Source organism: Kitasatospora sp. NBC_00070 (assembly GCF_045041205.1).
GTDB lineage: Bacteria > Actinomycetota > Actinomycetes > Streptomycetales > Streptomycetaceae > Kitasatospora.
Map to the genome: position 1 here is coordinate 4,513,872 of NZ_CP108247.1, position 25,086 is coordinate 4,538,957.

A 25,086-nucleotide genomic window follows, 5' to 3' on the forward strand; every position below is an offset into this window, starting at 1 on the left:
GTATCCGGACCGCTCAGGGCTGGGCGTAGCCGGACAGGAAGTCGCCGATCCGGGTGACGGCGTCGGTGATCTCCTCCGCCCGGGGCAGCGTGACCAGCCGGAAGTGGTCCGGCTCGGGCCAGTTGAAGCCGGTGCCCTGGACGATCAGGATGCGCTGGGACCGCAGCAGGTCCAGCACCATCTGGGCGTCGTCCTTGATCTTGTAGACCTGCGGGTCCAGCCTCGGGAAGGCGTACAGCGCGCCCTTCGGCTTCACGCAGCTCACCCCGGGGATCTCGTTCAGCAGCTTGTACGCCGCGTCCCGGGACTCCAGCAGCCGCCCGCCGGGCAGGATCAGCTCCTTGATGGACTGCCGGCCGCCGAGCGCCGCCGCCACCGCGTGCTGGGCGGGCATGTTGGCGCACAGCCGCATGCTGGCCAGCACGGTCAGGCCCTCGATGTAGCTGCGGGCCCTGGTCCGGTCGCCGGAGAGCACCATCCAACCGGAGCGGAACCCCGCCACCCGGTACGACTTGGACATGCCGTTGAAGGTGACGCAGAACAGGTCGGGCGCCAGGGTGGCGAGCGGGACGTGCACCGCGTCGTCGTAGAGGATCTTGTCGTAGATCTCGTCCGCGTAGATCACCAGCTTGTGGCGGCGGGCGATCTCGACGATGCCCTCCAGGACCTCCAGCGGGTAGACCGCCCCGGTCGGGTTGTTCGGGTTGATCACCACGATCGCCCTGGTCCGGTCGGTGACCTTGGCCTCGATGTCGGCGAGGTCCGGGTACCACTCCGACTGCTCGTCGCAGCGGTAGTGCACCGCGGTACCGCCGGACAGGCTGACCGAGGCCGTCCACAACGGGTAGTCCGGCGCCGGCACGAGCACCTCGTCGCCGTCGTCCAGCAGCGCGGTCATCGCCAGCTGGATCAGTTCGGAGACCCCGTTGCCGAGGAAGACGTCCTCGACCGTGAGGCCGTGCAGGCCACGCTCCTCGTAGTGCATCACCACCGCCCGGCGGGCGGAGAGCAGACCCTTGGAGTCGCCGTAGCCGTGCGCGGAGGAGAGGTTCTTCAGGATGTCCTGAAGGATCTCGGGCGGCGCGTCGAAGCCGAAGACGGCGGGATTGCCGGTGTTCAGCTTGAGGATGCGATGCCCCTGGTCCTCCAGTCGCATCGCCTCATCGAGCACCGGGCCGCGGATGTCGTAACAGACATTGGCAAGCTTGCTGGACTGGATGACCTGCATGGCAGGTAACTTTACGACCGAAGACCCCGGCCCATCGCGTGCTCTTGGACACAACGTCATGTCGTTCTGCCAGGCTGGTCCCGTGTTCGCGATTCTGGGTGGGGTGGCGGTGGGGCTCGTGCTGGCCCCGGGGGTGCGCCGGGCGGTCGGCCGGTACGCGGTCCCCTATGAGGGAGAGCCCGCGGCGCGCCCGCTGTCGCTGCCGACGGCCGCGCTGGTGTCGGCCGGGGCGGGCGCGGCGGTCGGGGCGGGGTACGGCGTGGCCGGGTGGCCGGTGCTGGTCTGGACGGCCCTGCTCGGCGTGGTGCTCGCCCTGGTCGACGCCTCGGTGCACCGGCTGCCGGACGTGCTGACCGCGACGCTGGCGGCGGGCACCGCGATCCTGCTGCTGGTGACGGAGCGTCAGTCACTGCTGCGCTGCCTGCTCGCCGCACTGGCGCTGGGCCTGGGCTTCGCGCTGCTGGCGCTGCTCGTCCCGATCGGCCTCGGCGACGCCAAGCTGGCCCCGAGCCTGGGCGCGCTGCTCGCGGTCACCGGTTGGGCCACCGTGCTGGCCGGCCTGGTGTACGCCTTCCTGCTGGCCGGCCTCTGGGCGGTCGCCCTGCTGCTCACCCGCCGGGCCGGGCGGCAGGACTCGCTGGCCTTCGGCCCGTTCCTGCTGCTCGGCACCCTGCTCGCGGTGCTGGTGACCGGGCGGCCCACGGTCTGACGCACCGCCAACGACGAGGCCCGCCGCACCTGGTGGGTACGGCGGGCCTCGGTGGTACGCGGCCCCACCCTCATAGGGCGGCGCACCGGGGAGGTGTTACGGCATGGCGTGGACGAAGGGGCCCACGGTGTTGGAGAAGGCGTTGCCGTTGTTGGCGTCCCAGTTGGTCGACCAGGTCATCGCGCCGCGGATGGTCGGCCACTTGGCCGGCGGGACGAAACTGCCGCAGTTGGTGCCGGTGGCGAGGCAGCTCAGCGCGTTGTTGACCACGCTCGGGGCCACGTAGCCGCCGCCCGCCGCCTTCGCGGAGGCCGGGACGCCGATACCGACCTGGTCCGGGCGCAGGCCGCCCTGGATCTGGGTGCAGACCTGGGCGGTGATGAAGTCGATGGTGCCCTGGTTGTAGACCTTGCCGTCGCAGCCGTTCATGCCGCCCGAGTTGTAGAACTGGGTGTTCATCACGGTCAGGATGGACTTGGTCTTGAGCGCCAGCTTGAAGTACGCGCCGTCGGTGCTGTAGACGCCGATGGTCTCGGGCGCCATGGTCAGGACGAACTTCGAGCCGATCTTCGCCTGCAGGTTGAGCAGGGCGGTGCCGAGCTGCTCCGGGTTGACGCCGTTCTCCAGGTCGACGTCGATGCCGTCGAAGCCGTAGTCCTTCAGCACCGCGTAGGCGCTGTCGGTGAAGGCGGCCCCGGCGGTCGCGTCGCCGACCGAGATGGCGCCGTTCTGGCCGCCGATGGAGAGCACGACCTTCTTGCCGGCCGCCTGCTTGGCCTTCACGTCCGCCCGGAACTGCGCGTCGGTGTAGCCGCCGAGCTTGCCGGACAGGCCCGGGTCGAGCTGGAAGGTGATCGCACCGGTCCTGGTCGGCACGGCGTCCGCGAACGACACCTCGATGATGTCGTACGCGCTCTGCACCTCGCTCAGCTTCTGGACGGTCGCACCGTTGTCGAAGTTGTGCCAGTAGCCGGTGACCACGTGCTTGGGCAGGTCGGTGACCGGGCCGGTGGGCGTGACGGTCGGGCTGGCGCTGGCCGACGGCGAGGCGGACGCGCTCGGGGAGGCGGAGGCGCTCGGGCTGGCGCTGGCCGACGGGGAGGCGGAGGCGCTGGCGGACGCGCTCGGCGAGGCCGAGGCGCTCGGGGAGGCGGTGCCGCCCGGGCCGGTCAGCGTGATGTCGTCCGCGTTGTAGGCGCCCTGGCCGTACCAGCCGTGCACGTACACCGTGACGCTGCTGACGCCCGCGCCGGTGGTGAAGGTGGAGGAGAGCTGGTTCCAGCTGGACTGGCTCGACCAGGTGGACGGGTCGGTGCCGCCGGTGCCGCGCACGCCGAGGTAGGTGTACGGGCCCTGCACCCAACCGGCCAGCGCGTAGCTGGTGTTGGGCAGCACGCTGACGGTCTGCCGGCACTCGGCGGTGTCCCCGGCGGTGGGCGCCGCGTTCAGCGCGTACGAGCCGGAGTGGGCCGGGGTGCCGACGACGCTCGCGCCGCCGGTGCAGGTCCAGCCGCTGAGGTTCCCTCCCTCGAAGCCGCCGTTGCTCACCAGGTTGCCCACGGCGGCGCTGGCGCCGCCGGCGAACAGCGCGAGGCCGGTGGCGGCCAGGGCGAGCGCGGTGGTCCCGGCCGCGAGGGCGGCGGGGAGGGGGCTGCGCCGGCGCCGGTGGGACGGCTGCTGCAGCGTTCGGGCCATGGAGACGCTCCTGTGGGGAGGGGAGGAGCCGCCGCGGTGGGGGTCGCGGCGGCTCCGTGTGGGGGAGGGGAGGTCCGCAGTGGTGCTTGGCGAGGGCGGCGACCTGTGGGGTGGTTGCTGCCCTCGGTCAAAAGCTGGACTAGACCATTGGCAAGCGTCAAGAACCCGGCGTCGGCTTACGGGACATTTAAGGAACCGGAGACCGTTCCGTGTCCGGCGTCACACGGTCGATTCGGGGCCGTGACACCTTCGGTACCTGCGGCTTTACCGTGCGGACCGGTCCGGGAGTAGGCTGCGCGAGGGTATTTGCCGTACCCGAGGAGGACCGAGCACGGAGGGGCCGAACACCATGGGTCTGCGCGACGTCGTGGAGCGCACGCCGGGTCTCCGAACCCTGCTGGACAACGCCTACCGGCTCTACGGCCGCCGGGTCGAGGTCCACCTCGCGAACACCCCGCACCACATCGGCGTGATCCTGGACGGCAACCGCCGCTGGGCCCGCGCCACCGGCGGCACCACGGCCGACGGGCACCAGCGCGGCGCGGACAAGATCAGCGAGTTCCTCGGCTGGTGCGACGAGACGCACGTCCAGGTGGTCACGCTCTGGATGCTCTCCACCGACAACCTCTCCCGCCCGGCGGACGAACTGGTGCCGCTGCTCGGGATCATCGAGGACACCGTCCGCCGGCTGGCCGCCGACGGGCGCTGGCGGGTCCACCCGGTCGGTGCGCTCGACCTGCTCCCGTCCCGGACCTCGGACGTGCTCAAGGAGGCCGCCGAGGCCACCGCCCACATCGACGGCATCACCGTCAACGTCGCGGTCGGGTACGGCGGCCGGCACGAGATCGCCGACGCGGTCCGTTCGCTGCTCCAGGAGCACGCGGGCCGGGGCACCTCGATCGAGGAGCTCGCCGAGATCCTCGACGTCGAGCACATCGCCGAGCACCTCTACACCAAGGGCCAGCCCGACCCCGACCTGGTGATCCGCACCTCGGGCGAACAGCGGCTCTCCGGCTTCCTGCTCTGGCAGAGCGCGCACAGCGAGTTCTACTTCTGCGAGGCGTACTGGCCGGCCTTCCGCCGGGTGGACTTCCTGCGGGCGCTGCGGGACTACCAGCTGAGGAACCGTCGCCTCGGGCTGTGAGGGCCCGGTTCGAGCTGACGCACCGAAAGTTAACCAACGATGATCCGTCGTTGGGTTCGCGGTGCGGTTCGCCTGGGAATACCCCTGTCAGACCGGTACTCCGGCCAACCGGGGTCGCGGGGACCGGCATGCCGCGGGTGACGCAGGGTCATCCGCTCTGGAGGCCTAGTGGTCAGTACAAAGAGCCGCCGGACACCAGACCGGCGCACGTACGTTCTCGACACCAGCGTGCTCCTGGCGGATCCACTCGCCATGACCCGTTTCGAGGAGCACGAGGTCGTCCTCCCCGTGGTCGTGGTCACGGAGTTGGAGGCCAAGCGGCACCATCCGGAGCTGGGCTACTTCGCCCGCCAGGCGCTCAGGCTGCTGGACGACTTCCGGGTCCGCTTCGGGCGCCTGGACGAGCCGATCCCGGTCGGCGAGCTCGGCGGAAGCATCCGGGTGGAGCTCAACCACTCCGACACCTCGGTGCTCCCGGCCGGTTACCGGCTCGGCGGCGGCGAGGCGGACACCAGGATCCTCGCCGTCGCGCGCAATCTGCAGGCCGAGGGGTACGACGTCACCGTCGTCTCCAAGGACCTGCCGATGCGGATCAAGGCCAGCGCGGTCGGCCTGCTCGCCGAGGAGTACCGGGCCGAGCTGGCGATCACCTCCGGTTGGACCGGAATGTCCGAACTGCACGTCTCCGGCGACCAGGTGGACGCGCTGTTCGGCGCCGGCCACGACACCGCGGTGGACGTGCTGGGCGCGGAGGAGCTCCCGGTGCACACCGGGCTGGTGCTCACCTCGGAGCGCGGCCGGGCCCTCGGCCGGGTCACCCAGGACGGCCGGGTCCGGCTGGTCCGGGGCGACCGCGAGGTGTTCGGGCTGCGCGGCCGGAGCGCCGAGCAGCGGGTCGCCCTCGACCTGCTGCTCGACCAGGAGGTCGGGATCGTCTCGATGGGCGGCCGGGCGGGTACCGGCAAGTCCGCGCTGGCGCTGTGCGCCGGTCTCGAGGCGGTGCTGGAGCGGCAGCAGCACCGGAAGGTGATGGTCTTCCGGCCGCTCTACGCGGTCGGTGGGCAGGAGTTGGGCTATCTGCCCGGTTCCGAGTCGGAGAAGATGAGCCCCTGGGCCCAGGCGGTCTTCGACACCCTCTCGGCCGTCACCACCCCGGACGTGATCGAGGAGGTGATCTCCCGCGGGATGCTGGAGGTCCTCCCGCTCACCCACATCCGGGGCCGGTCGCTGCACGACGCCTTCGTGATCGTGGACGAGGCGCAGTCGCTGGAGCGGAACGTGCTGCTCACCGTGCTGTCCCGGATTGGCCAGGGGTCGCGGGTGGTGCTCACCCACGACGTCGCCCAGCGCGACAACCTCCGGGTCGGCCGGTACGACGGTGTGGTCGCGGTGGTGGAGAAGCTGAAGGGGCACCCGCTGTTCGCCCACATCACGCTGACCCGCTCGGAGCGTTCGCCGATCGCGGCGCTGGTGACGGAGCTGCTGGAGGACGTGAACCCCTAGGTCGCCCCAGGTCATAACGGGGCAGAATCGGACAGCGGGACCTGGTACGAAGTATCAGGTCCCGCTGCTGTCACCACATCTGACGATCCTTCGCCGGGCACTCGGGCAAACGTGCTGGTCGCGAAGTCTGTGAGATGCGCCACGCAACCGGGAATTGCGTTGACCCGTCCCCGTGCGGCATGGTGAGGGTTCTGTCAGGCCCCGCGTACGGCACATATCACCCGACAACTCCGGTTATCGGGTGGAAAACTGAACAACGATGAGCCGTACGCCGCCCGAACGAAACGCCGATCCGGCACCCGCCGGTCCGGTGCCGGGCCCGTGTCTCCCGTGACCAGCACCATCATGGAGACCAGCGACGAGGGGCATGTTGCGCCCCAGCGGTCACGTGCACGGGGCGACGCCGGAAGGAAACCATGTGACTCGGATCTCGGTCCGGGGAGTTGCTGTCGCCTCAGCCACCGCCGTCACCGCTGTCGGTGCCGTCGTGGGTGTGGCCTCGGGCAGCGAGGGCACGCAGACCCAGACGGTCGACGTCGCCGGAGCCACCCTGCTCCAGGACGTCCCGATCGGTGCCCAGGCGCAGGCCGTCAGCGACCACTTCACCGCGCAGGCGAACGCACAGCAGGCGTCCGCCGACGCCGCGGCCAAGAAGGCTGCCGAGGAGGCCGCGCGCCAGAAGGCCGCTGCCGACGCGCAGGCCAAGGCCGACGCCGAGAAGGCCGCCAAGGCCGCCGAGGCGAAGCGCAAGGCCGACGAGGAGGCCGCGAACCGCGCCAAGGCGCGTTCCGCGATGACCCCCGTCAGCCCGGGCTCGGTCCAGGAGATGGCACTCCAGATCGTCGGCGACGCCAACCAGTTCCAGTGCTTCAGCCAGATCGTGAAGCGCGAGAGCGGCTGGGACTACACCGCCAGCAACGCCAGCTCCGGCGCGTACGGCCTGGTCCAGGCGCTGCCCGGCTCCAAGATGGCCTCGGCCGGCGCCGACTGGCGGACCAACCCCGCCACCCAGATCAAGTGGGGCCTGAACTACATGAACAGCCGCTACGGCTCGCCCTGTGGCGCGTGGTCCTTCTGGCAGTCGCACCACTGGTACTAGACACACCGTCAGACCACCGAAGGCCCCGATCCCGCTGGGATCGGGGCCTTCGTCGTCTCTCCTGGGGGCGGGCCGCGCCGCCCGGGCCGGCTGACCAGCGCGCCACGGGCGGTGCGGTCCTGGGTGCGGTACGCGACGCCCGGAGTGGGTCCTGGTTGCTCCGGAACCGCCGGTCCGCGGACAGATGGTTCGTGTATCGGGGCCCTTCCCCAGATTTAGGGGGATCGAAACGTACCGGTGTGTGACGGTTTGTCGGATCGGTACCCCCGAACTCCCGCGTGCCGCCCCGCCTCCGCCGGGTACGGTCGTCCCGGACGGTCGTGGCGGGACCCACGGCGCGAACGGGGAACGGTGGTCTAGGTGACGCAGGGCTGGTGGATATCCCGGGCGGCGGTCCGACTGGGCAGCGAGCTGCAGCAGCGTGCCGCCACCGCGGCCGCGCGCAACGAGCAGCAACCGGAGGAGCCGCTCCCGGCACCCCGTGAACCCGAGCCGGTGGTGGTCGAGATCAAGTCTGAGCCGGTCCGCGAGTACCACGCCCCCCGTCCGGCCACCCCGGCCGAGGCGGTGCCCTGGGGGCTGCGGGTGGCGGCCGAGTCGACCTGGCGGCTGCTGCTGCTGGCCGCCGCGCTCTACCTGCTGTTCGAAGTGGTCGACATGCTCCGGCTGGTCGCCTTCGCGGTGCTGGCCGCCCTGCTGATCTCCGCGCTGCTGGAGCCGACCGTCTCCTGGCTCCGCCGGCACGGCGTACCGCGCTCGCTGGCGGCCGCAGGAACGTTCCTGAGCGGGGTGGCCGGGATCGGGCTGGTCGGCTGGTTCGTGGTCTGGCAGGTCACCACCAACCTGCACTCGGTCACCGACCAGGTGCAGGCGGGCGTCGACCAGCTCAGGGACTGGCTGGTCACCGGGCCGCTGCACCTGACGCAGCAACAGATCACCGACTTCGCCAAGCAGATCTCCACCGCGATCGGCACCAACTCCGAGCAGATCACCTCCGCCGGTTTCACCGGTGTGACGATCGCGGTCGAGGTGCTGACCGGCGTGGTGCTGACCGCCTTCACCACGTTCTTCCTGCTCTACGACGGCGCCAAGATCTGGGGCTGGGCCCTCGGCATGCTGCCCCGGCAGTCCCGCTACGCGATGGCCGGGGCCGGGCCGAAGGCCTGGGCCACCCTGACCGCGTACGTGCGCGGCACCGTCTGCGTGGCCTTCATCGACGCGCTCTGCATCGGGATCGGCATCCAGCTGCTCGGTGTCCAGCTGGCGCTGCCGCTGGCCGTGATCGTCTTCCTCGGGGCCTTCGTGCCGCTGGTCGGGGCACTGGTCACCGGGACCATCGCGGTGCTGATCGCGCTGGTGACCCAGGGGCCGTTCACCGCGCTGATGGTGATGGTCGTACTGGTCGCGGTGCAGCAGATCGAGGGGCACCTGCTCCAGCCGCTGATCCTCGGCCGCGCGGTCCGGGTCCACCCACTGGCCGTGGTCCTCGGCGTCGCGGCGGGCACCATAGTCGGTGGCATCGGCGGCGCGATCGTCTCCGTCCCCCTGATCGCCGTCACCAACACCGTGGTGGTCCACCTCCGCCGCCGCGCCGCGGCCGGCCAACAGGTCTTCGAAGCCCTCGAAGCAGCCCGCTCCCAGTAATCTCGGCAGGTGCTTCGGCAGCTACGGCCAGGGGCTCGGGGAACTGCGACGCCGACCTCGTAAGAGGTGATCCGTGCGTGGGTGGTCAGGCACCTTCGCCTGTGACCCGAACGCCAGATCTCGTCGCTGTTCCCCGAGCCCCTGGGTAGTGCAACCGGATGCTCTGCCTACAGTGCGGCCAGCACGGCTTCGGAGTCGAGGGTGGCCGCCACGGCCTGCAGCACCGCCGCGATCTTGATCGAAGCCTGGATGACCTCGCGGTCGACGCCCGCCTTGCGGAGCACGCCCTCGTGCGAGTCGAGGCACTGGCCGCAGCCGTTGATCGCGGAGACCGCGAAGCACCACAGCTCGAAGTCGGCCTTCTCCACACCCGGCGTGCCGATGATGTTCATCCGCAGCCCGGCCCGCATCCCGCTGTACTCCTTGTCGGAGAGCAGGTGGGTGGTCCGGTAGTAGACGTTGTTCATCCCCATGACCGCCGCCGCGCCCTTGGCGGCGTTGTACGCCGCCGGGCTCAGCTCGGCCTTGGCGACGGGCTCCAGCTCACGCAGCACCGCCGGCGACCGGGTCGCCATGGCGCAGGAGAGCACGGTGCCCCAGAGCTGCTGGGCCGGCAGCTCCGAGTTGCCTATGACCGCGCTCAGGTTGAGCTTGAGGTCCTTGGCGTAGTCCGGCAGGGCGGCCTTGAGCTCGTCCAGTGCCATGGGTCAGCCCGCCAGCAGGGTCTGCGCGTCGAGGGTGTCCTCGCCCTTGGTCCAGTTGCACGGGCAGAGCTCGTCGGTCTGCAGCGCGTCGAGGACCCGGAGGACCTCCTTGGGGTTACGGCCGACGGAACCGGCGGTCACCATGACGAACTGGATCTCGTTGTTCGGGTCCACGATGAACACCGCGCGCTGGGCGGTGCCGTCCGCGCCCTCGACGCCGCAGGCCCGCATCAGGTCGTGCTTGACGTCGGCGAGCATCGGGAACGGCAGGTCGCGCAGGTCCTTGTGGTCCTTGCGCCAGGCGTGGTGCACGAACTCGGAGTCGCCGGAGACGCCGAGGATCTGGGCGTCCCGGTCGGCGAACTCCTCGTTCAGCTTGCCGAACGCGGCGATCTCGGTCGGGCAGACGAAGGTGAAGTCCATCGGCCAGAAGAAGACGATCTTCCACTTGCCCTCGTAGGACTTGTGGTTGATCTCGGCGAAGGCGTTCGCGGCATCCAGGTCGACACAGGCGTTGAGTTCGAACTCCGGGAACTTGTCACCGATCGTAAGCACGTTCGCTTCTCCAGGCTTGGAAACAGAGGGAATTTGTCCGGAATGCGGACAACATCAACAGTCGCACACGGCGACTGATAGCGGAAATCGTTAGACTCGTTGCAACTGATCGGAGAGAGTTATCAGTACCGTGAGCCCCAAGCCCCGTACTCCCACCCTCGCCCAGCTGCGGGCCTTCCTGGCGGTGGCCGAGCACCGGCACTTCCGCGAGGCCGCCGCCGCGGGCGGCACCAGCCAGCCCGCGCTGTCCGGCGCGGTCGCCGCGCTGGAGGAGACCCTCGGTGCGCAGTTGGTCGAGCGTACGACGCGGAGGGTCATCATCACTCCCCTGGGGGAGCGGGTCGCCGATCACGCACGCCGGGTGCTGTCGGCGCTGCACGCCCTCACCGAGGAGGTCGAGGCGGCCCGCCGGCCGTTCACCGGGCCGCTGCACCTCGGCGTGATCCCGACCGTGGCACCGTACCTGCTGCCGACCGTGCTCCGGCTGGTCCGGAGCAGCTACCCCGAGCTCGAACTGCACGTGCACGAGGAGCGCACCCCCGCGCTGCTGGCCGGCCTGGCCGCCGGGCGGCTGGACGTGCTGCTGCTCGCGCTGCCCTCCGGTGGCGCCTCGCCGACCCGGGACATCCCGCTGTTCGACGAGGACTTCGTGCTGGTCACCCCGCCCGAGCACGAGCTGGCCGGCCGGGTCGACGTGCCCCGGGACGTGCTGCTCGACCTGGACGTGCTGCTGCTGGAGGAGGGCCACTGCCTGCGCGACCAGGCGCTCGACCTCTGCCGGGAGGTCGGCGCGGACGGTTCGGGCGGCTCGACCCGGGCCGCCGGGCTGTCCACCCTGGTCCAGCTGGTGGCGGGCGGGCTCGGGGTGACCCTGCTGCCGGCCACCGCGCTGGACGTCGAGGCGGGCCGGACCGACCGGCTGGCCGCCGTCCGGTTCGCCGATCCGGCGCCCGGCCGCCGGATCGGCCTGGCCACCCGCCCGGGCTCGGCCCGCACCCCGGAGTACGAACGGTTCGCCGCCGCGCTGCGCGAGGTGCTGGTCGAGCTGCCGGTGCGGATCGTCCCGTGATGTGAGGTTCGCCGCCCCGCCGCCGGAGGTTCTCCGTGCGTTGCCGGTCAGGACCGTCCCTTGACGGGTAATCACTACCTAGGCTGACCGCAGTGATCGGGGAGGGGTGGGCGGATGTACGTCTCCAGGCTCGAAGTGGAGAACCTGCGCGGCTTCCGGGGTGTCAGGAACGTCGATCTGGACCTGACCCGGCCGGACGGCTCGCATGCCGGCTGGACGGTGCTGGCCGGTCCGAACGGCGCCGGCAAGACCACCCTGCTGGCCGCCCTGGCGGCGGCCCTGGGCGAGGACACCGACCCGGTGGGCTGGCTGGCCCCGGGCGAGGACGAGGGCGGCATCCGGCTGGACGGCGCGCACTGGCGGGTCAGCCGGACCGAGGACGGCGTCACCGCCCGGCGCAACGGCGTGCTCGGCTTCTGGGCCGGCTACCCCGCCGGGCGTGAACTCACCGACGGCATCGCCTGGTTGGTCGGGCAGCAGCTGCTCGCACTGGAGCGCCAGCCCGGGGCGGTGGAGCTGGTGGCCGGGGTCCGGGCGCTGCTCGACGACGGGCTGCTGCCCGCCGGGTACCGGATCGGTCGGATCGACAGCGACGGCCTCCAGGTCGACTGCGGCGGTACCGAGTACCCGCTCGGCGGCGGGCTGACGGCGGCCGTCGGCCTGGTGCTCGACCTGCTGTCCCGGGTCCACCAGGCATTCCCGGAGCAGGAGTTGGTGATCGGTGGCACGCCGCCGTGCGTCCCGGTGCCGGGCGTCGTGCTGATCGACGAGGTCGAGGCGCACCTCCACCTGGACTGGCAGCAGCGCCTGGGGGAGTGGCTGGTCGCGCACTTCCCCGCCCTCCAGTTCGTGGTCAGCACCCACAGCCCGTACGTCTGCCAGTCCGCCGACCCGGGCGGGCTGGTCCGACTGCCCGGCCCCGGCGAGGAGTCGGCGCCGTACGTGCTGGACGAGGACCTGCACCAGCGGATCGTCTACGGCAGCGGGGACGACGCCGCGCTGACCGAGCTGTTCGCCCTGCCGAGCGTCTACTCCCCGCAGGCCGAGGCGGAACGGCGGCTGCTGATCACCCTGGAGCGCAAGCTGTACGCGGGTCACGCCTCCAGCGCCGAGGTGGCCGAGTACCGCGAGCTGGGCGCTCGGCTGAACGCCTCGCTGGCGGCCCGGGTCGACGAGGCCAGGGACAGACTGGGCGGTGCGCGATGATCCCGCTGCAACGGCCGCCGCTGACCGCGCAGTTGGAGGCCGACCTGCTCCGCCGCACCGAGGCGATCCGGAAGGCGGGGCCGACCACGGCGACCGGCCGGGCGGCCTGGCGGACGGCCCGCGACCCCAAGGCGAAGCTGCGCACCCTGCTGCACCGGATGACCCCCGGGCTGCTGCGCTGCATGTACTGCGGGGACAACCTGGGCACCGACATCGACCACTTCGAGCCGATCGCCCGTGCGCCGCTGCGCACCTTCGACTGGCACAACCACCTGCTGGCCTGCGCGTACTGCAACTCCAACCAGAAGCGCGACCGGTTCCCGACCGACCCGGCCAGCGGGGCCCCGCTGCTGATAGACCCGGCCACCGAGGACCCGGCCGACCACCTGCTGCTCTACCTGGAGTCCGGCGCCTACCAGGGCCTGACCGCCAAGGGGAACGCCACCATCGACGTCTTCGCCCTCAACTCCCGCGCCGAGCTGGTCCGGGGGCGCCGGCTGGCGTTCACCGTGGTCAAGGCCCTGCTCCGGGACTGGCACACCCGCACCGCGCTCGGCGACCACGCCACCGCCGCCGAGATCGCCGACGCCCTCGACCTGCTCTGGCAGGCCGACGTGGTCCGCGCCGTCCACCGCCTGGCCGACAACCGCCCGCTGGCGGAGGTGGTCCTCGGCACCGAGGCCCTGGGAGCCCTGACCACTCTGGCCTGAGATGCACCCAGCGTGCATGGTCAGGTACTTTCGCCCTTCGGCAACCGCTGCTCGAACCAGACAACCTTCCCGGCTCCGAGGCGGGTGGCGCCCCAGCGTTCGGCGCACCGCGCCACTATCTGCAACCCCCGCCCCCGCTCGTCCTCAGGACCCGCCCGCCGGGCCCGGGGCAACAACGCGCTGTCGTCACCGACCTCGCACCGCAGCACCGACGTCCGCACCAGCCGCAGGGTCACCGGCCGGGTGGCGTGCTGGATCGCGTTGGTGACCAGCTCACTGACCATCAGCTCGGTGTTCTCCGCGAGGGTCTCCAGCCCCCACCGGCGCAGCGCGTGGCCGACCAACCGCCGGGCCCGGCCCGGGGTTTCGTGCCGGGGCTGGAGGAACCAGTACGCCACGTCCTCGGCCGGGATGCCGTCGAAGGCGGCGGCCAGCAGGGCGACGTCGTCCGCCCGGTCGCCGGGCGGCAGGATCCGCAGCGCCTCCTGGCAGAGGTGCTCGGGGGAGTGCCGGTGCGCGCCGCCGAGCCGGGCCCGGAGCAGCTCCAGGCCGGTGGTCAGCGACCGCCGCCGGGACTCCACCAGGCCGTCGGTGAACAGCACCAGCGCCGAACCGGGCGGCGCGGGCAGCTCGACCGAGGTGAAGTCCACCCCGCCGACCCCGATCGGCGCCCCGGGCGGCAGCTCCAGCAGCTCGGCCCGCCCGTCCGGGCCGACCAGCACCGGTGGCACGTGGCCCGCGTTGGCGAGCACCACCCGGTTCGCGATCGGGTCGTAGACCGCGTACACACAGGTCGCCAAGTGCTGCTCCCGGCCCAGGCGTTGGGCCTGTTCGTCGAGGTGGTAGAGCACCTCGTGCGGGGGCAGGTCGAGGGCGGCCAGGGTCTGCGCGCTGGTGCGCAGCTGCCCCATGATGGCGGCCGAGGTGAGCGAGTGGCCCATCACGTCGCCGACGATCAGGGCGACCCGGTTGCCCGGCAGCGGGACGGAGTCGTACCAGTCGCCGCCGACCTGCGTGCCGCGCTCGCAGGGCAGGTAACGGTGCGCCAGCCGGACCCCGTGCCGCTGCGGCAGGTGGGTCGGCAGCATGCTGCGCTGCAGCTCGTCGGCGATCTCCCACTCGCGGGTGTAGCGCAGCGCGGTGTCCACCGCCAGGCCGCCCTGGGTGGCCAGGTGGGCGGCGGTCGCGGTGTCGGTGGCGTCGAAGGCCATCGCGGCGTCGTACGCGGAGGTCAGCTCGAAGGCGTCCGAGGGCTGCGCCTTGCCGCCGAACGGCGTCGGCCGGGGTGCGGCCGGGCTGGTCTTGCCGGGCCGCCGGATCAGCAGCAGCAGGCCGAGCACCGTCTTGCGGCCGCGCAGCGGCAGCGCCAGCAGCGCCGTCCCGCTGGCCAGCCGGCCCAGCGTCCGGGCGCCGTAGAGCTCCTCCAGCAGCGGCCGGAGCCGGGCGGCCGAGGGGGTGCCGAGCACCACCGGGCCGGTCGGGAACTGCTGGTCGAGCGCGCGGGCGACCGGACCGCCGGGCCGCAGCCGGCGGGTGCCGGCCCGGCGGCCGAGCCGGGTGCCGTGCCGGTGCCTGATGGTCAGCGCGGTCGGGCTGCCGGGGTCGCGCTCCAGGTCGGGCAGCGGCTCGCGCAGGTGTACCACGGCCGCGTCGGCCAGCGCCGGGACCAGCACCTTGCCGAGGTTGCGCAGCGTCGCGGTCAGATCGAGCGAGGTGTTGATCCGCCGGGTCGCGCTGTCCAGGTACGCCAGCCGCTCGGCCGTACGCGGCCGCCCGCCCGGCAGCGGCGGCGGGCGTCGCTGGGGCGGGACGGCGGGAGGCTGCCCGGTCAGGGGCTCGGGGAGGTCGCGCACGGGCTGCCGTTCTGCGAGAGGAGAGCTGGGGACCAACAGTCGATCAGCCGACCCGTCGACAGCGGAGGAACAGTTGCTCCTCCGGCGGCAGGGTGGTGCTGGCGGGGGCGTACGGATGGCCGGAGTGCGCCTCGACCGAGAACCCGGCCCGGCGCAGCGTCTGCTCCAGCTCCTCCCGCAGGTAGCCGCTGATTCTTATCTCGTGGCCGAGGAACGGCAGCGGGGCGTGGTCCAGATCCGCCTCGACCATGCCGAGCGCGAGCAGGCCGTCGGGCCGGAGCAGCGCCCGGATCCGGCCGAGCACCTCGGGGATCTCCGCCTGCGGCAGCAGGATCAGCGAGAAGAACGCGGTGGCCGCGGCGTACCGCCCGGCGGCCTCGGGCCCCAGCCCGGTCGCGCCCCAGGCCCGGGCGGCGCGCTCGGTGGCCAGGTCGTACATGTCGATCCGGTGGTACTCGGCGGCCGGCACGCCCTGCCTGGCCAGCCGCAGCATCCCGTCCGAGAGGTCGATCCCGGTCACCCGCAGGCCGCCGTCGGTCAACTGGCGGACCGTCGGATCGCCCGTGCCGCAGCCGACGTCCAGCACCCGGGCACCGGGCTCCAGCGCGTCCAGCAGCCAGGCGCCGCAGGCCAGCTGGCCGGCCTTGTCCGGAAACGCCTCGGCGTAGCGGGCGCCGATGGTGTCGAAGGCCACCGCCTGGAGCGCGCGCTCGGTGCGACGGCGGCACTGGTGGTCGGCGTGGGAGGGCCCGTGGCCCTGGGCGGGATCGGATATCTGACCGGTCGTCACGATTGAGAGGCACCTTTCCACCCTGGCCGCCACCCGCCGGTGCCCGGGCTGCCTCCTGGCGGCGCCGTCCACCGTGCGTGACGGTCCGTCACGCTCCCGCGTCACTCTGTGCTGCGTCGCCGCCCTGCCTGGTGCTCCGCTCCACTTGCCGGCCCGCCGTCAATACGTCGCTGGCCTCCGAGAATAGGCGCGATCAACCGACCGTAGGGTCCTTTTCCGGCCAACTCGTGGCTGTTGGGATGAATATGGCCGGGATGGCCGGAGCGTTCCGGGGCGGCAGGGGGTGGTGTGAAAGCGCGTCCCGCGCCGAGTGGCGCGACGGGGTGGCGGGCCGTCCCGGGCAGCACCGACGCGGACCGGTCCGGGCGTTTATCGGATGTCAATCGGGAGGTGCCAGAGTATGGATCAGCGCCGGGGAAGCGTCGAGGTGCTCCCGCAGCCGGGGGGCTGCGGGAGCACCGACACCTCAAGGGGGGCCTGTCGGGGGGCAGGTGGTCACGGCGCGGGGGGTGCGGCGGGCTCGGTGTGCTGTTGCTGCTCGATGAGGTCCTGCACGGGGAGGACTTCGGGCACACCGAGCCGCGTGAAGACGGCGAGCGCCTCCTGGAGGCAGGCCAGCCCACGCGCGGGCTGACCCAGCTTCAGGAGCGCTTCGCCGAGTGCCGCGTTGGCCATGCCCTGGCAGTACGCCGCATCCAGCTCCTGGGCGATGGCGAGCGATTCGTCCGCCGCCGCTGCCGCTTCGGCGTACTGGCCGTCGGCGAGCAGGCAGGGCGCGAGGCGGGCGAGCGAGTAACCCTCCCAGATGCGGCGCTGCTCGGACTGGTAGAGCTTGTGCGCCTCGCGCAGGTGAGGAGCGGCCTCGCCGGGGGAGCCGGTCGAGCGGAGCACCACACCGAGTTGGTAGAGCGTGTCGGCGAGGCAGGGGATGTTCCCGGATGCCCGTGCGGCGGCGACTGCGGCGTGTGCGGACCGGACGGCATCTTCCGACTGGCCGACGGCGAGGTACGCCCGAGCCATGTTGCCGAGCAGGCGGGCCTCGCTGATGGTTGCGCCGAGGTGGCGGCTGATCGCTGACGCCTGCTCGAAGAAGGGCAGGGCCTCGGTCGGCCGATCCGCCAGACTCAGCACGACCGCGAGCAGGTTGGCGGCGTTGACCCGTAGGTGCGTGTAGTCCTCCGCACCCTGGAGCGCGAGACTCTGCCGGATCGAGACCTCGGCCTCCTGGTAGTCCCCGGCCACGTGCTGCAGATAGCCGAGGCCGAGCCGGACCCGGGCGAGTGTGTCGGCGTCGGCGTGCGGGTGGGCGGCCGCGTGCAGGGCCACCCGGATGCGCTGACCGTGTGTCGGATCCTCGACCAGGCTGTTCAGCACCATGAGCAGGTCGACGGTCGGGCGCAGCAGGGTCAGCGGTTCCTGCACGGCGGCCTCGATGACGCTCAGCAGCAGGGCGAGTTCGGAGCGCAGCCAGGCATGGGCCGCCGAGCTGTCCGCCAGCCGCAACCCGGCGGACACCGGCTGGTGCAGCGTCTCGGGCAGCATGTCGTCCGGCTCGATCGCCCGAGCGGCATTCCGCATGGTTGCCAGCAGCCGGTCCAACAGGCGCAGCACGGCGGCCTGTTGCTCGTCGGTGTCCTTGAGCTTCTCGTTCTGCCGCTGGGCGAACAGCCGCAGCAGGTCGTGGTAGCGGTAGCGGCCCGGGGTGAAGCACTCCAGCATGTTGGCCTCGACCAGTGCCTCGGCCAGCGACTCCGCCTCGTCCTGGTCGGTGCCGAGCAGCGCGGCGACCGCCTCCAGTGGAAGGTCGGGGGAGTCCACCAGCGAGAGCAGCCGGAAGGCTCGGGCCTCCGCCGGCTGAAGCTGGCCGTAGCCGAGACCGATGGTGGTTTCCACGGCCAGGTTGCCGAGTTGCAGCTCGTGCAGCCGGCGCCGCTGGTCCGCTAAGCGCCTGGCCAGGTCCGAGACGCTCCAGCGCGGACGGCTGGCCAGCCGGGCAGCCGCGATCCGGACCGCCAGCGGAAGGAATCCGCAGGCCCGGACGACCGCGAGCGCGGCCTCGGGCTCGGCGGCGACCCGCTGCTCTCCGACGATGGCCGAGAACAGGGCCAGCGCCTCTTCGGGCGTCAGTTCCTCCACGTCCACGAGATGGGCGCCGGGCAACTCGGCCAGTCGCGACCGACTGGTCACCAGGACCGCGCTGCCGGAGACACCGGGGATCAGCGGCAGCAACTGCCGGGCGTCCTTGGCGTTGTCGAGCAGGATGAGCATGCGGCGGTCCGCGAGCAACGAGCGGTACAGGGCCGCGCGTTGTTCGAGCGTGTCCGGGGTCTCCGGCGCGCCGAGCGCGTAGAGGAAGTCACCGAGCACCACGGCCGGATCTGCCGGGGACGCGCTCGGACCGCGGAGGTCCACGTACAGCTGACCGTCCGGGAACTCCGACCGGATGCTGTGCGCCAGGTGCACGGCCAGCGTGGTCTTGCCGACGCCCCCGATACCGGCCAGCGAGGTGACCACCACAGCTTGGCCGGAACCGCTGCGCAGCACGTCGCGAAGTTCCGTCACCAGTTCGGTGCGGCCACTGAAGTCCGATACGTCCGCAGGGAGTTGAGCAGGCGGTACGAAGGCAGCGGCCTCGTCCTGTTCGATGGCCCGGCCGACTGCTGCCGGTGCGGGCATCAGGGTCGGGTCCGCCGCCAGGATGCGTGAGTGCATCGAGGCCAGCCCGGTGCCGGGCTCGACGCCCAGCTCCTCGATCAGCAGCTTTCGGGTGTCGGTGTAGACGCCGAGGGCCTCGGCCTGCCGCCCGCACCGGTACAGCGCGAGCATCAGCAGCTCACGCAGCCGTTCCCGCAGTGGGTGTTCGGCGGAGAGCGAGCTGAGCTCGGACACCGTCTCGGCGTGCAGTCCGATCTCCAGCGCGGCCGAGCAGCGCTCCTCACAGGCCGCGACCTGACGCTCCGCGAGTCTGCCTCGGTGAGCTTCGGCATGAGGGCCGGGAATGCCGGCCAGTGGCCGTCCGCTCCACAGCGAGAGCGCGGAGGCGAGCAGTCGGTGCGTCTCGCGGTAGTCGCCACCGGCCTTGGCCATCGCGGCGTGGGTGAACTCGCGCTCGAAGACCGAGAGGTCGAGGGACTCCGGTGGGATGCGAAGTGCGTAGCCGTCGCTCACCGAGACCAGCAGCTCGGCGGGGGCCCGCATCTCGCGGTTGGGCTCGATCAGCGCGCGTAGCCGGGAGACATACGTGCGCAGCGCGGCCACCGCCTGCGGCGGCGGCCGGTCGCCCCACAGGCCGTCCACCAGGTCCTGGGTGGCGACCGGGCGGCCGTGGCTGAGCAGCAACGCGACCAGGACGGCCTGCTGCTGCGGTGAACCGAGTGAGAGGTGCTGTTCCCCGCGCCAGGCCTGCACGGGGCCGAGCACCTGGAAGCGCAGCGCGTGCGGCTGCCCCTGAAGCTCCATGGAGATCCCCCGATGATGGCCAAGGTGAGGCGTCAGCTTATGAGGAGACTGGCAAACGTTGGAGAAGTGGACGAGCCTCGGGATGTTTATAAGACATTTAGCGAGGCCTACGATACTGGGCGCGCGCCCTGACCCGTCCGTCCGGGCTGACACAAAATCTCATTACCCCGAAAGGCGGCGTCATGGCCGACACCGAGACCACCACCGCGACCCCGAACGAGGCCCAGCCGGTGGCCGAGGCCGCACCCGTCGAGCAGACCGTTGCCACCGAGGCGCAGAAGGCCCAACTGCTCGAGGTGATCGAGGAGCTGGCCGCCGTCGAGCCTGCGACCGAGGCCGCCCCGCTCGTTCCCGGCACCGAGGAGCCGAAGAAGGACGGCGGTTTCGAGCCGCTCGGAAACGTCGTCAACCTCCCGTAAGCGGCAAATCCAAGTCAAGTGCCCCGCCCACCGCGCAGGTGGAGCGGGGCACTTGTCGTTATTCCGCCGACCGCACCCGCAGGCTGGTGATCAGCGGTCCCTCGGTGACCTCCGCGAAGAAGTCGTTGCCCTTGTCGTCGACCACGATGAAGGCCGGGAAGTCCTCGACCTCGATCCGCCAGACCGCCTCCATGCCCAGCTCGGCGTACTCCAGCACCTCGACCTTGCGGATGCAGTCCTGGGCCAGCCGGGCGGCCGGGCCGCCGATCGAGCCGAGGTAGAAGCCGCCGTGCTCGGCGCACGCCTTGGTGACCTGCTTCGAGCGGTTGCCCTTGGCGAGCATCACCATCGAGCCGCCCGCCGCCTGGAACTGGTCGACGTAGCTGTCCATCCGCCCGGCGGTGGTGGGGCCGAACGAACCCGAGGCGAAGCCCTCCGGGGTCTTGGCCGGCCCGGCGTAGTAGACCGGGTGGTCCTTCAGGTACTGCGGCATGCCCTCGCCCGCGTCCAGCCGCTCCTTGATCTTCGCGTGCGCGATGTCGCGGGCGACCACCAGCGTGCCGGTGAGCGAGAGCCGGGTCTTCACCGGGTACTTGGCCAGCTCGGCGCGGATCTCGGACATCGGCTGGTTCAGGTCGATCCGGACCACGTCGTCGTCGAGGTGCTCGTCCGTGGTGTCCGGCAGGTACTTCGCCGGGTCGGTCTCCAGCTGCTCCAGGAAGATCCCGTCCGCGGTGATCTTGCCCAGCGCCTGGCGGTCGGCCGAGCAGGAGACGGCCATCGCGACCGGCAGCGAGGCGCCGTGCCGGGGCAGCCGGATCACCCGGACGTCGTGGCAGAAGTACTTGCCGCCGAACTGGGCGCCGATGCCGATCTTCTGGGTCAGCTCGGTGACCTTGGCCTCCAGCTCCAGGTCCCGGAAGCCGTGCCCGGTGGCCGCGTCGCCGCTGGTCGGCAGCTCGTCCAGGTAGTGCGCCGAGGCGTACTTGGCGGTCTTCAGCGCGAACTCGGCGCTGGTGCCGCCGACCACGATCGCCAGGTGGTACGGCGGGCAGGCCGCCGTGCCCAGCGAACGGATCTTCTGCTCGAGGAAGTTGAGCATCGAGTCCTCGTTCAGGATGGCCTTGGTCTCCTGGTAGAGGTACGACTTGTTGGCGCTGCCGCCGCCCTTGGCCATGAACAGGAACTTGTACGCGTCGCCGTCCGTCGCGTAGAGCTCGATCTGGGCCGGCAGGTTGTTGCCGGTGTTCCTCTCGTCCCACATGGTGACCGGGGCCATCTGCGAGTAGCGCAGGTTGAGCTTGGTGTACGCGTCGTAGACGCCGCGCGCGACGGCCGCCTCGTCGCGGCCCTCGGTCAGCACGTTCTGGCCGCGCTTGCCCATCACGATCGCGGTGCCGGTGTCCTGGCACATCGGCAGGATGCCGCCGGCCGAGATGTTGACGTTCTTCAGCAGGTCCAGCGCGACGAAGCGGTCGTTCGGGCTGGCCTCCGGGTCGTCCAGGATCCGGCGGAGCTGGGCCAGGTGGGCCGGGCGCAGGTAGTGCGAGATGTCGTGCATCGCCTCGGCGGTGAGCAGCCGCAGGGCCTCGGGCTCCACCTGGAGGAAACGGCGCCCGCCCGCCTCGATGACGCTGACACCCTCGGAGGTCAGCTTGCGGTACGGGGTGGGGTCCGGACCGAGGGGGAGGAGGTCGGAGTAGGCGAACTCTGGCGTGGGAGCCATGGGTGGAGGTCCTTAACTGATCCGGCTGCGTCGACGAAGCACCTTCAAGACTAGGTCCCGGCCGGGCGGCCGGTGCGCGCAGGTGAACCTGCGTGACCGGGGTCACGTCGAGTGCCGCCGAACTCTCGTTCGGAAGGGGCTCCGGTGACTAGGCTGACCCCCGTGGACAACTCGCCGTCGATGGACGAAAAGCCGGGCCAGCCGCCCGTACCGATGACCAAGTCCGAGGCCAAGCCGGACCTGACCAAGCAGCCGTTCGACGTGACCCCGGTGGCGGAGGCCGAGCTGCGCGCCTCGGACGCCGACCGGGAGCGGATCGCCGAGCTGCTCCGGGACGCGTACGCCGAGGGCCGGCTCACCGTCGAGGAGCACTCCGAGCGGATCGAGGCGGCCTACAACGCCCGCACCCTGGGTGAGTTGGCGCCGCTGACCAGGGACCTGCCCGCACACCGGCCGGTGTCCACCGAGAAGCCGCAGGGCGTGACCCACCGCGCGCCGCAGCTGCCGGCCCGGAGCGAGTCGCCGACCATGATGGCGGTCTTCGGCGGCACCAGCCGCAAGGGTCGCTGGCGGGTGGGTTCGCACCTGCGCGCGGTGGCGGTGTTCGGCGGGGTGGAGATCGACCTCAGCGACGCCGTCTTCGAGTCGCCCGAGGTGGAGATCGAGGTCTGGGCGGTCTTCGGCGGGGTCGACATCAAGGTGCCGGAGAACGTCTCGCTGCACGGCAGCGGGATCGGCGTCTTCGGCGGCTTCGACGTCCGGGAGCAGACCGCGGCCGACCCGTACGCGCCGGTGGTCCGGGTGAAGGGCGCGGCGATCTTCGGCGGCTGCGAGGCGAGGCCCCGTCGGGGCAAGAAGCTCAGGGAATGGGTGCGCAAGCAGCTCGACGGCTGACCTGCCGAAATCTCACGGGGCGTCAACTTCCGGGCAGGCACTCGATCCTGGGTCGAGTGCAGCCCGTAGTCGAACGCATGCGGTGTGCATGAATCCGGCGGCGGTGGGGTAGTTCCTGACGCATATCGTTTCTTGTACGGCTGTGACCCCGGGGGCGGCTGAGACCCACGGATGGCGTGAGTGGGGTCGGTAACGGGGCAGCCGGGCAGGGAGCCCTTCCCCCGAGTTCTCTTGAGCCCGTCAGGAGTAAAGCCGTGCTGCATCCCATCGAGTCCAGCGTCCGTGCCGCCGCCCAACCGGCGGCCCGCAGTACCACCGCACCGGCGGTGGCGGCGCAGCGGCTCGAGCACCAGGAGGACAGTCCCTGGCACACCGGGGCGGCCTGCCGACGGGACGAGGCCGGGCTGTTCTTCGCCCCGTCCAAGGAGCCCACGGCGGCCCGGCTGTCCCGGGAGGAGCACGCCAAACAGGTCTGCGCCCGCTGCCCGGTCCTGCTGGAGTGCCGGGAGCACGCCCTCGCCCAGCCCGAGCCCTACGGCGTCTGGGGCGGCCTCACGGCGGCCGAGCGCCGGGTGGTGCTCGCCCGCCGCCGGCGCCGGGAGGCCGAGCTCCGGATCCCGACCGCCCGCCGGATAGCCGGCTGAGCCGGGCTCGGCGCCCGGCTGTTGGCAGGCGCTCAGCCGTCTACCACCCAGGGGCTCGGGGAACTGCGAGGAGATCTGGCGTTCGGGTCACCTACGAAAGTGCCCGACCGTTTACGCGACGATCACCTTGCAAGGGCCGGCGTCGCAGTTCCCCGAGCCCCTGGACCGTAGCCGGCCGGGCGCCTTCCCGAGCTCAGTTGGCGCGGTCGAAGTCGATCGCGCTGTAGGCCCGCAGCTTGGAGAGCTTGTGGGTGGAGTCGATCTGACGGATCGTCCCGCTCTTCGAGCGCATCACCAGCGAGCTGGTGGTGGCGGTGGCCTGGCGGTAGTGCACGCCGCGGAGCAGCTCGCCGTCGGTGATGCCGGTGGCGACGAAGAACACGTTCTCGCCGCTGACCAGGTCGTCGGTGGTGAGCACCCGGTCCAGGTCGTGGCCGGCGTCCAGGGCCTTCTGCCGCTCGGCGTCGTCCTTGGGCCACAGCCGGCCCTGGATCACGCCGCCCATGCACTTCATGGCGCAGGCCGCGATGATCCCCTCGGGGGTGCCGCCGATGCCCATCAGCAGGTCGACGCCGGTGCCCGCGCGGGCGGTCATGATGGCGCCGGCCACGTCGCCGTCCGAGATGAACTTGATCCGGGCGCCGGCCTCGCGGATCTCCTTGACCAGGCCGTCGTGGCGCGGCCGGTCCAGCACCATCACGGTGACGTCCTCGACCGAGCTGCCCTTGGCCTTGGCGACCCGGCGGATGTTCACGGCGGCGGGGGCGGTGATGTCGACGTAGTCGGCGGCCTCGGGGCCGCAGACCAGCTTGTCCATGTAGAAGACCGCGCTCGGGTCGAACATGGTGCCGCGGTCCGCGACGGCCAGCACGGCGACGGCGTTGGCCATGCCCTTGGCGGTCAGCGTGGTGCCGTCCACCGGGTCCACCGCGACGTCGCACTCGGCGCCGGTGCCGTCGCCGACCCGCTCGCCGTTGTAGAGCATCGGGGCTTCGTCCTTCTCGCCCTCACCGATGACGACCACGCCGTTCATCGACACGGTGGAGACGAGGGTGCGCATGGCCTTCACGGCCGCGCCGTCGGCGCCGTTCTTGTCGCCCCGGCCGACCCACCGGCCGGCCGCCATGGCGGCGGCCTCGGTGACCCGGACGAGTTCGAGGGCGAGGTTCCGATCAGGGGCCTCCGGGGCCACGATCAGGGAGCTGGGGAAGTTGCTGTGCTGGGCGGTCATCGTCGATACCTCTCTGTACGCGACGGCCAGAGCGCCCGACAAGTGCCAGGTCGAACGCCGTGATGAGGGTCCTGCGATCGTATCTGTCCACCCGATGACTGTCTGTGGCGCACCCCCGGCTGGCCTCGCACTGCGTTCCCTGCCGGGGCTCCGGCGGCCGGTTCACCCGTCCGTGAGGACCCCGGTGGTAGGGCCGGGGGAGGGGATGGTTCACGATGAGGGGGTGGCAGGGAAAAGCAGCATGAGAGGCCGGCAGACGGTACGGGACATGGTCCTGTCGATGCTGGCGATCGGTGGCGTGGTCTTCGTCGGGTACCTCTTCATCCCGCACTCCGAGGGTTCGGGGCTGAAGGCGGTCGACTACCGTTCCTCGGCGGCCTCGGCCAAGCGCGCCGCGCCGTACCCGGTGCTGGCCCCGGAGGGCCTGTCCGAGCGGTGGAAGGCCACCTCGGTCGAGTACAACCAGGACAAGAAGCGCCCGAAGGCGTGGCACCTGGGCTTCCTCACCCCCGGCGGTCAGTACGCGGCGGTCGAGCAGAGCGTGGAGCCGCGCGAGCAGGCGGTCAACACCGCGGTCGAGGGTGCGAAGCCCGACGGCACCGCGACGATCGGCGGCCAGGAGTGGCAGCGCTACCAGGGCAAGTCGTACCGGGCCCTGGTGGTCCAGAGCGGCAGCGCGACCACGGTGGTCACCGGCAGTGCCGGCTGGGAGGAGCTCACCGAGTTCGCCCAGTCGCTCCGCTAGCCCCGGAACCGAACGAAGCCCCCGGCCGTGGCCGGGGGCTTCGTCGTACCTGCGGGGGT

At 71.4% G+C, this 25,086-nt stretch carries 21 protein-coding genes; 12 read left to right on the top strand and 9 right to left on the bottom strand.

Annotated features, from left to right (window positions below; all coding sequences use genetic code 11):
* Positions 1–13 precede the first annotated feature (13 nt).
* On the bottom strand, positions 14–1,228 hold the full coding sequence (locus tag OHV05_RS20860; RefSeq protein ID WP_403044198.1) for a pyridoxal phosphate-dependent aminotransferase: 1,215 nt from the start codon (positions 1,226–1,228) through the stop codon (positions 14–16).
* Between the two features lie 82 nt (positions 1,229–1,310).
* Here OHV05_RS20860 and OHV05_RS20865 point away from each other — a divergent pair, with 82 nt between their 5' ends.
* Positions 1,311–1,937, top strand: coding sequence for a prepilin peptidase (locus OHV05_RS20865; RefSeq protein WP_405019026.1), 627 nt, complete (start codon positions 1,311–1,313; stop codon positions 1,935–1,937).
* Between the two features lie 96 nt (positions 1,938–2,033).
* Here OHV05_RS20865 and OHV05_RS20870 read toward each other — a convergent pair whose 3' ends face one another.
* Positions 2,034–3,632, bottom strand: a complete 1,599-nt coding sequence (locus OHV05_RS20870) for a chitinase (protein ID WP_405019027.1) — start codon at positions 3,630–3,632, stop codon at positions 2,034–2,036.
* Between the two features lie 349 nt (positions 3,633–3,981).
* On the opposite strand from OHV05_RS20870, the gene OHV05_RS20875 reads away from it, so the two are divergent.
* The 4 genes from OHV05_RS20875 to OHV05_RS20890 all read left to right on the top strand — a co-directional run bounded on the left by OHV05_RS20875 (position 3,982) and on the right by OHV05_RS20890 (position 9,022).
* Positions 3,982–4,776: an isoprenyl transferase gene (locus tag OHV05_RS20875; RefSeq protein WP_403044202.1), complete on the top strand. Its 795-nt coding sequence runs from the start codon at positions 3,982–3,984 to the stop codon at positions 4,774–4,776.
* A gap of 168 nt (positions 4,777–4,944) precedes the next feature.
* Positions 4,945–6,279: a PhoH family protein gene (locus OHV05_RS20880; RefSeq protein WP_405019028.1), complete on the top strand. Its 1,335-nt coding sequence runs from the start codon at positions 4,945–4,947 to the stop codon at positions 6,277–6,279.
* Positions 6,280–6,697: 418 nt separating this feature from the next.
* Complete coding sequence (locus OHV05_RS20885; protein ID WP_403044206.1) at positions 6,698–7,378, top strand: transglycosylase SLT domain-containing protein; 681 nt, start codon at positions 6,698–6,700, stop codon at positions 7,376–7,378.
* Between the two features lie 360 nt (positions 7,379–7,738).
* Positions 7,739–9,022, top strand: a complete 1,284-nt coding sequence (locus tag OHV05_RS20890; protein WP_405019029.1) for an AI-2E family transporter — start codon at positions 7,739–7,741, stop codon at positions 9,020–9,022.
* A gap of 167 nt (positions 9,023–9,189) precedes the next feature.
* On the opposite strand, the gene OHV05_RS20895 is transcribed toward OHV05_RS20890, so the two are convergent.
* Both OHV05_RS20895 and OHV05_RS20900 read right to left on the bottom strand, forming a co-directional pair.
* Positions 9,190–9,726: an alkyl hydroperoxide reductase gene (locus OHV05_RS20895; protein WP_405019030.1), complete on the bottom strand. Its 537-nt coding sequence runs from the start codon at positions 9,724–9,726 to the stop codon at positions 9,190–9,192.
* 3 nt (positions 9,727–9,729) lie between these two features.
* Positions 9,730–10,281, bottom strand: coding sequence for a peroxiredoxin (locus OHV05_RS20900; protein ID WP_057227269.1), 552 nt, complete (start codon positions 10,279–10,281; stop codon positions 9,730–9,732).
* A gap of 130 nt (positions 10,282–10,411) precedes the next feature.
* Between OHV05_RS20900 and OHV05_RS20905 the strand changes: the two genes are divergently transcribed.
* The 3 genes from OHV05_RS20905 (at position 10,412) to OHV05_RS20915 (ending at position 13,266) form a co-directional block, all read left to right on the top strand.
* Positions 10,412–11,350, top strand: a complete 939-nt coding sequence (locus tag OHV05_RS20905; protein WP_405019031.1) for a LysR substrate-binding domain-containing protein — start codon at positions 10,412–10,414, stop codon at positions 11,348–11,350.
* A 114-nt stretch (positions 11,351–11,464) separates the two neighbouring features.
* Positions 11,465–12,556 (top strand): AAA family ATPase, encoded by a 1,092-nt coding sequence (locus tag OHV05_RS20910; RefSeq protein WP_405019032.1) that lies wholly within the window; start codon positions 11,465–11,467, stop codon positions 12,554–12,556.
* The gene (locus tag OHV05_RS20915) at positions 12,553–13,266 is read left to right on the top strand and encodes an HNH endonuclease (RefSeq protein WP_405019033.1); all 714 of its coding nucleotides are present in this window, start codon (positions 12,553–12,555) and stop codon (positions 13,264–13,266) included. The genes OHV05_RS20910 and OHV05_RS20915 overlap by 4 nt, the downstream gene beginning before the upstream one ends.
* A 20-nt stretch (positions 13,267–13,286) precedes the next feature.
* On the opposite strand, the gene OHV05_RS20920 is transcribed toward OHV05_RS20915, so the two are convergent.
* The 3 genes from OHV05_RS20920 to OHV05_RS20930 form a co-directional block, all read right to left on the bottom strand.
* Entirely contained in the window at positions 13,287–15,119 is a 1,833-nt protein-coding gene (locus OHV05_RS20920) for a SpoIIE family protein phosphatase (RefSeq protein ID WP_405019034.1), read from the bottom strand.
* Between the two features lie 43 nt (positions 15,120–15,162).
* Positions 15,163–15,813 (bottom strand): class I SAM-dependent methyltransferase, encoded by a 651-nt coding sequence (locus tag OHV05_RS20925; protein ID WP_405021505.1) that lies wholly within the window; start codon positions 15,811–15,813, stop codon positions 15,163–15,165.
* Between the two features lie 591 nt (positions 15,814–16,404).
* On the bottom strand, positions 16,405–19,368 hold the full coding sequence (locus OHV05_RS20930) for a BTAD domain-containing putative transcriptional regulator (RefSeq protein ID WP_405019035.1): 2,964 nt from the start codon (positions 19,366–19,368) through the stop codon (positions 16,405–16,407).
* Positions 19,369–19,550: 182 nt separating this feature from the next.
* On the opposite strand from OHV05_RS20930, the gene OHV05_RS20935 reads away from it, so the two are divergent.
* Positions 19,551–19,787 (top strand): hypothetical protein, encoded by a 237-nt coding sequence (locus tag OHV05_RS20935; RefSeq protein ID WP_405019036.1) that lies wholly within the window; start codon positions 19,551–19,553, stop codon positions 19,785–19,787.
* A 58-nt stretch (positions 19,788–19,845) separates the two neighbouring features.
* Here OHV05_RS20935 and OHV05_RS20940 read toward each other — a convergent pair whose 3' ends face one another.
* Positions 19,846–21,513, bottom strand: coding sequence for a fumarate hydratase (locus tag OHV05_RS20940; protein WP_405019037.1), 1,668 nt, complete (start codon positions 21,511–21,513; stop codon positions 19,846–19,848).
* A gap of 213 nt (positions 21,514–21,726) precedes the next feature.
* Between OHV05_RS20940 and OHV05_RS20945 the strand changes: the two genes are divergently transcribed.
* Positions 21,727–22,407, top strand: a complete 681-nt coding sequence (locus OHV05_RS20945) for a DUF1707 domain-containing protein (RefSeq protein ID WP_405021506.1) — start codon at positions 21,727–21,729, stop codon at positions 22,405–22,407.
* 254 nt (positions 22,408–22,661) lie between these two features.
* Positions 22,662–23,051, top strand: coding sequence for a WhiB family transcriptional regulator (locus OHV05_RS20950; protein WP_403044222.1), 390 nt, complete (start codon positions 22,662–22,664; stop codon positions 23,049–23,051).
* A gap of 193 nt (positions 23,052–23,244) precedes the next feature.
* Here OHV05_RS20950 and glpX read toward each other — a convergent pair whose 3' ends face one another.
* Positions 23,245–24,282, bottom strand: coding sequence for a class II fructose-bisphosphatase (glpX, locus tag OHV05_RS20955; RefSeq protein ID WP_403044224.1), 1,038 nt, complete (start codon positions 24,280–24,282; stop codon positions 23,245–23,247).
* 241 nt (positions 24,283–24,523) lie between these two features.
* Here glpX and OHV05_RS20960 point away from each other — a divergent pair, with 241 nt between their 5' ends.
* Positions 24,524–25,027, top strand: coding sequence for a DUF4245 domain-containing protein (locus tag OHV05_RS20960; protein ID WP_405019038.1), 504 nt, complete (start codon positions 24,524–24,526; stop codon positions 25,025–25,027).
* The last annotated feature ends 59 nt before the right edge of the window (positions 25,028–25,086 follow it).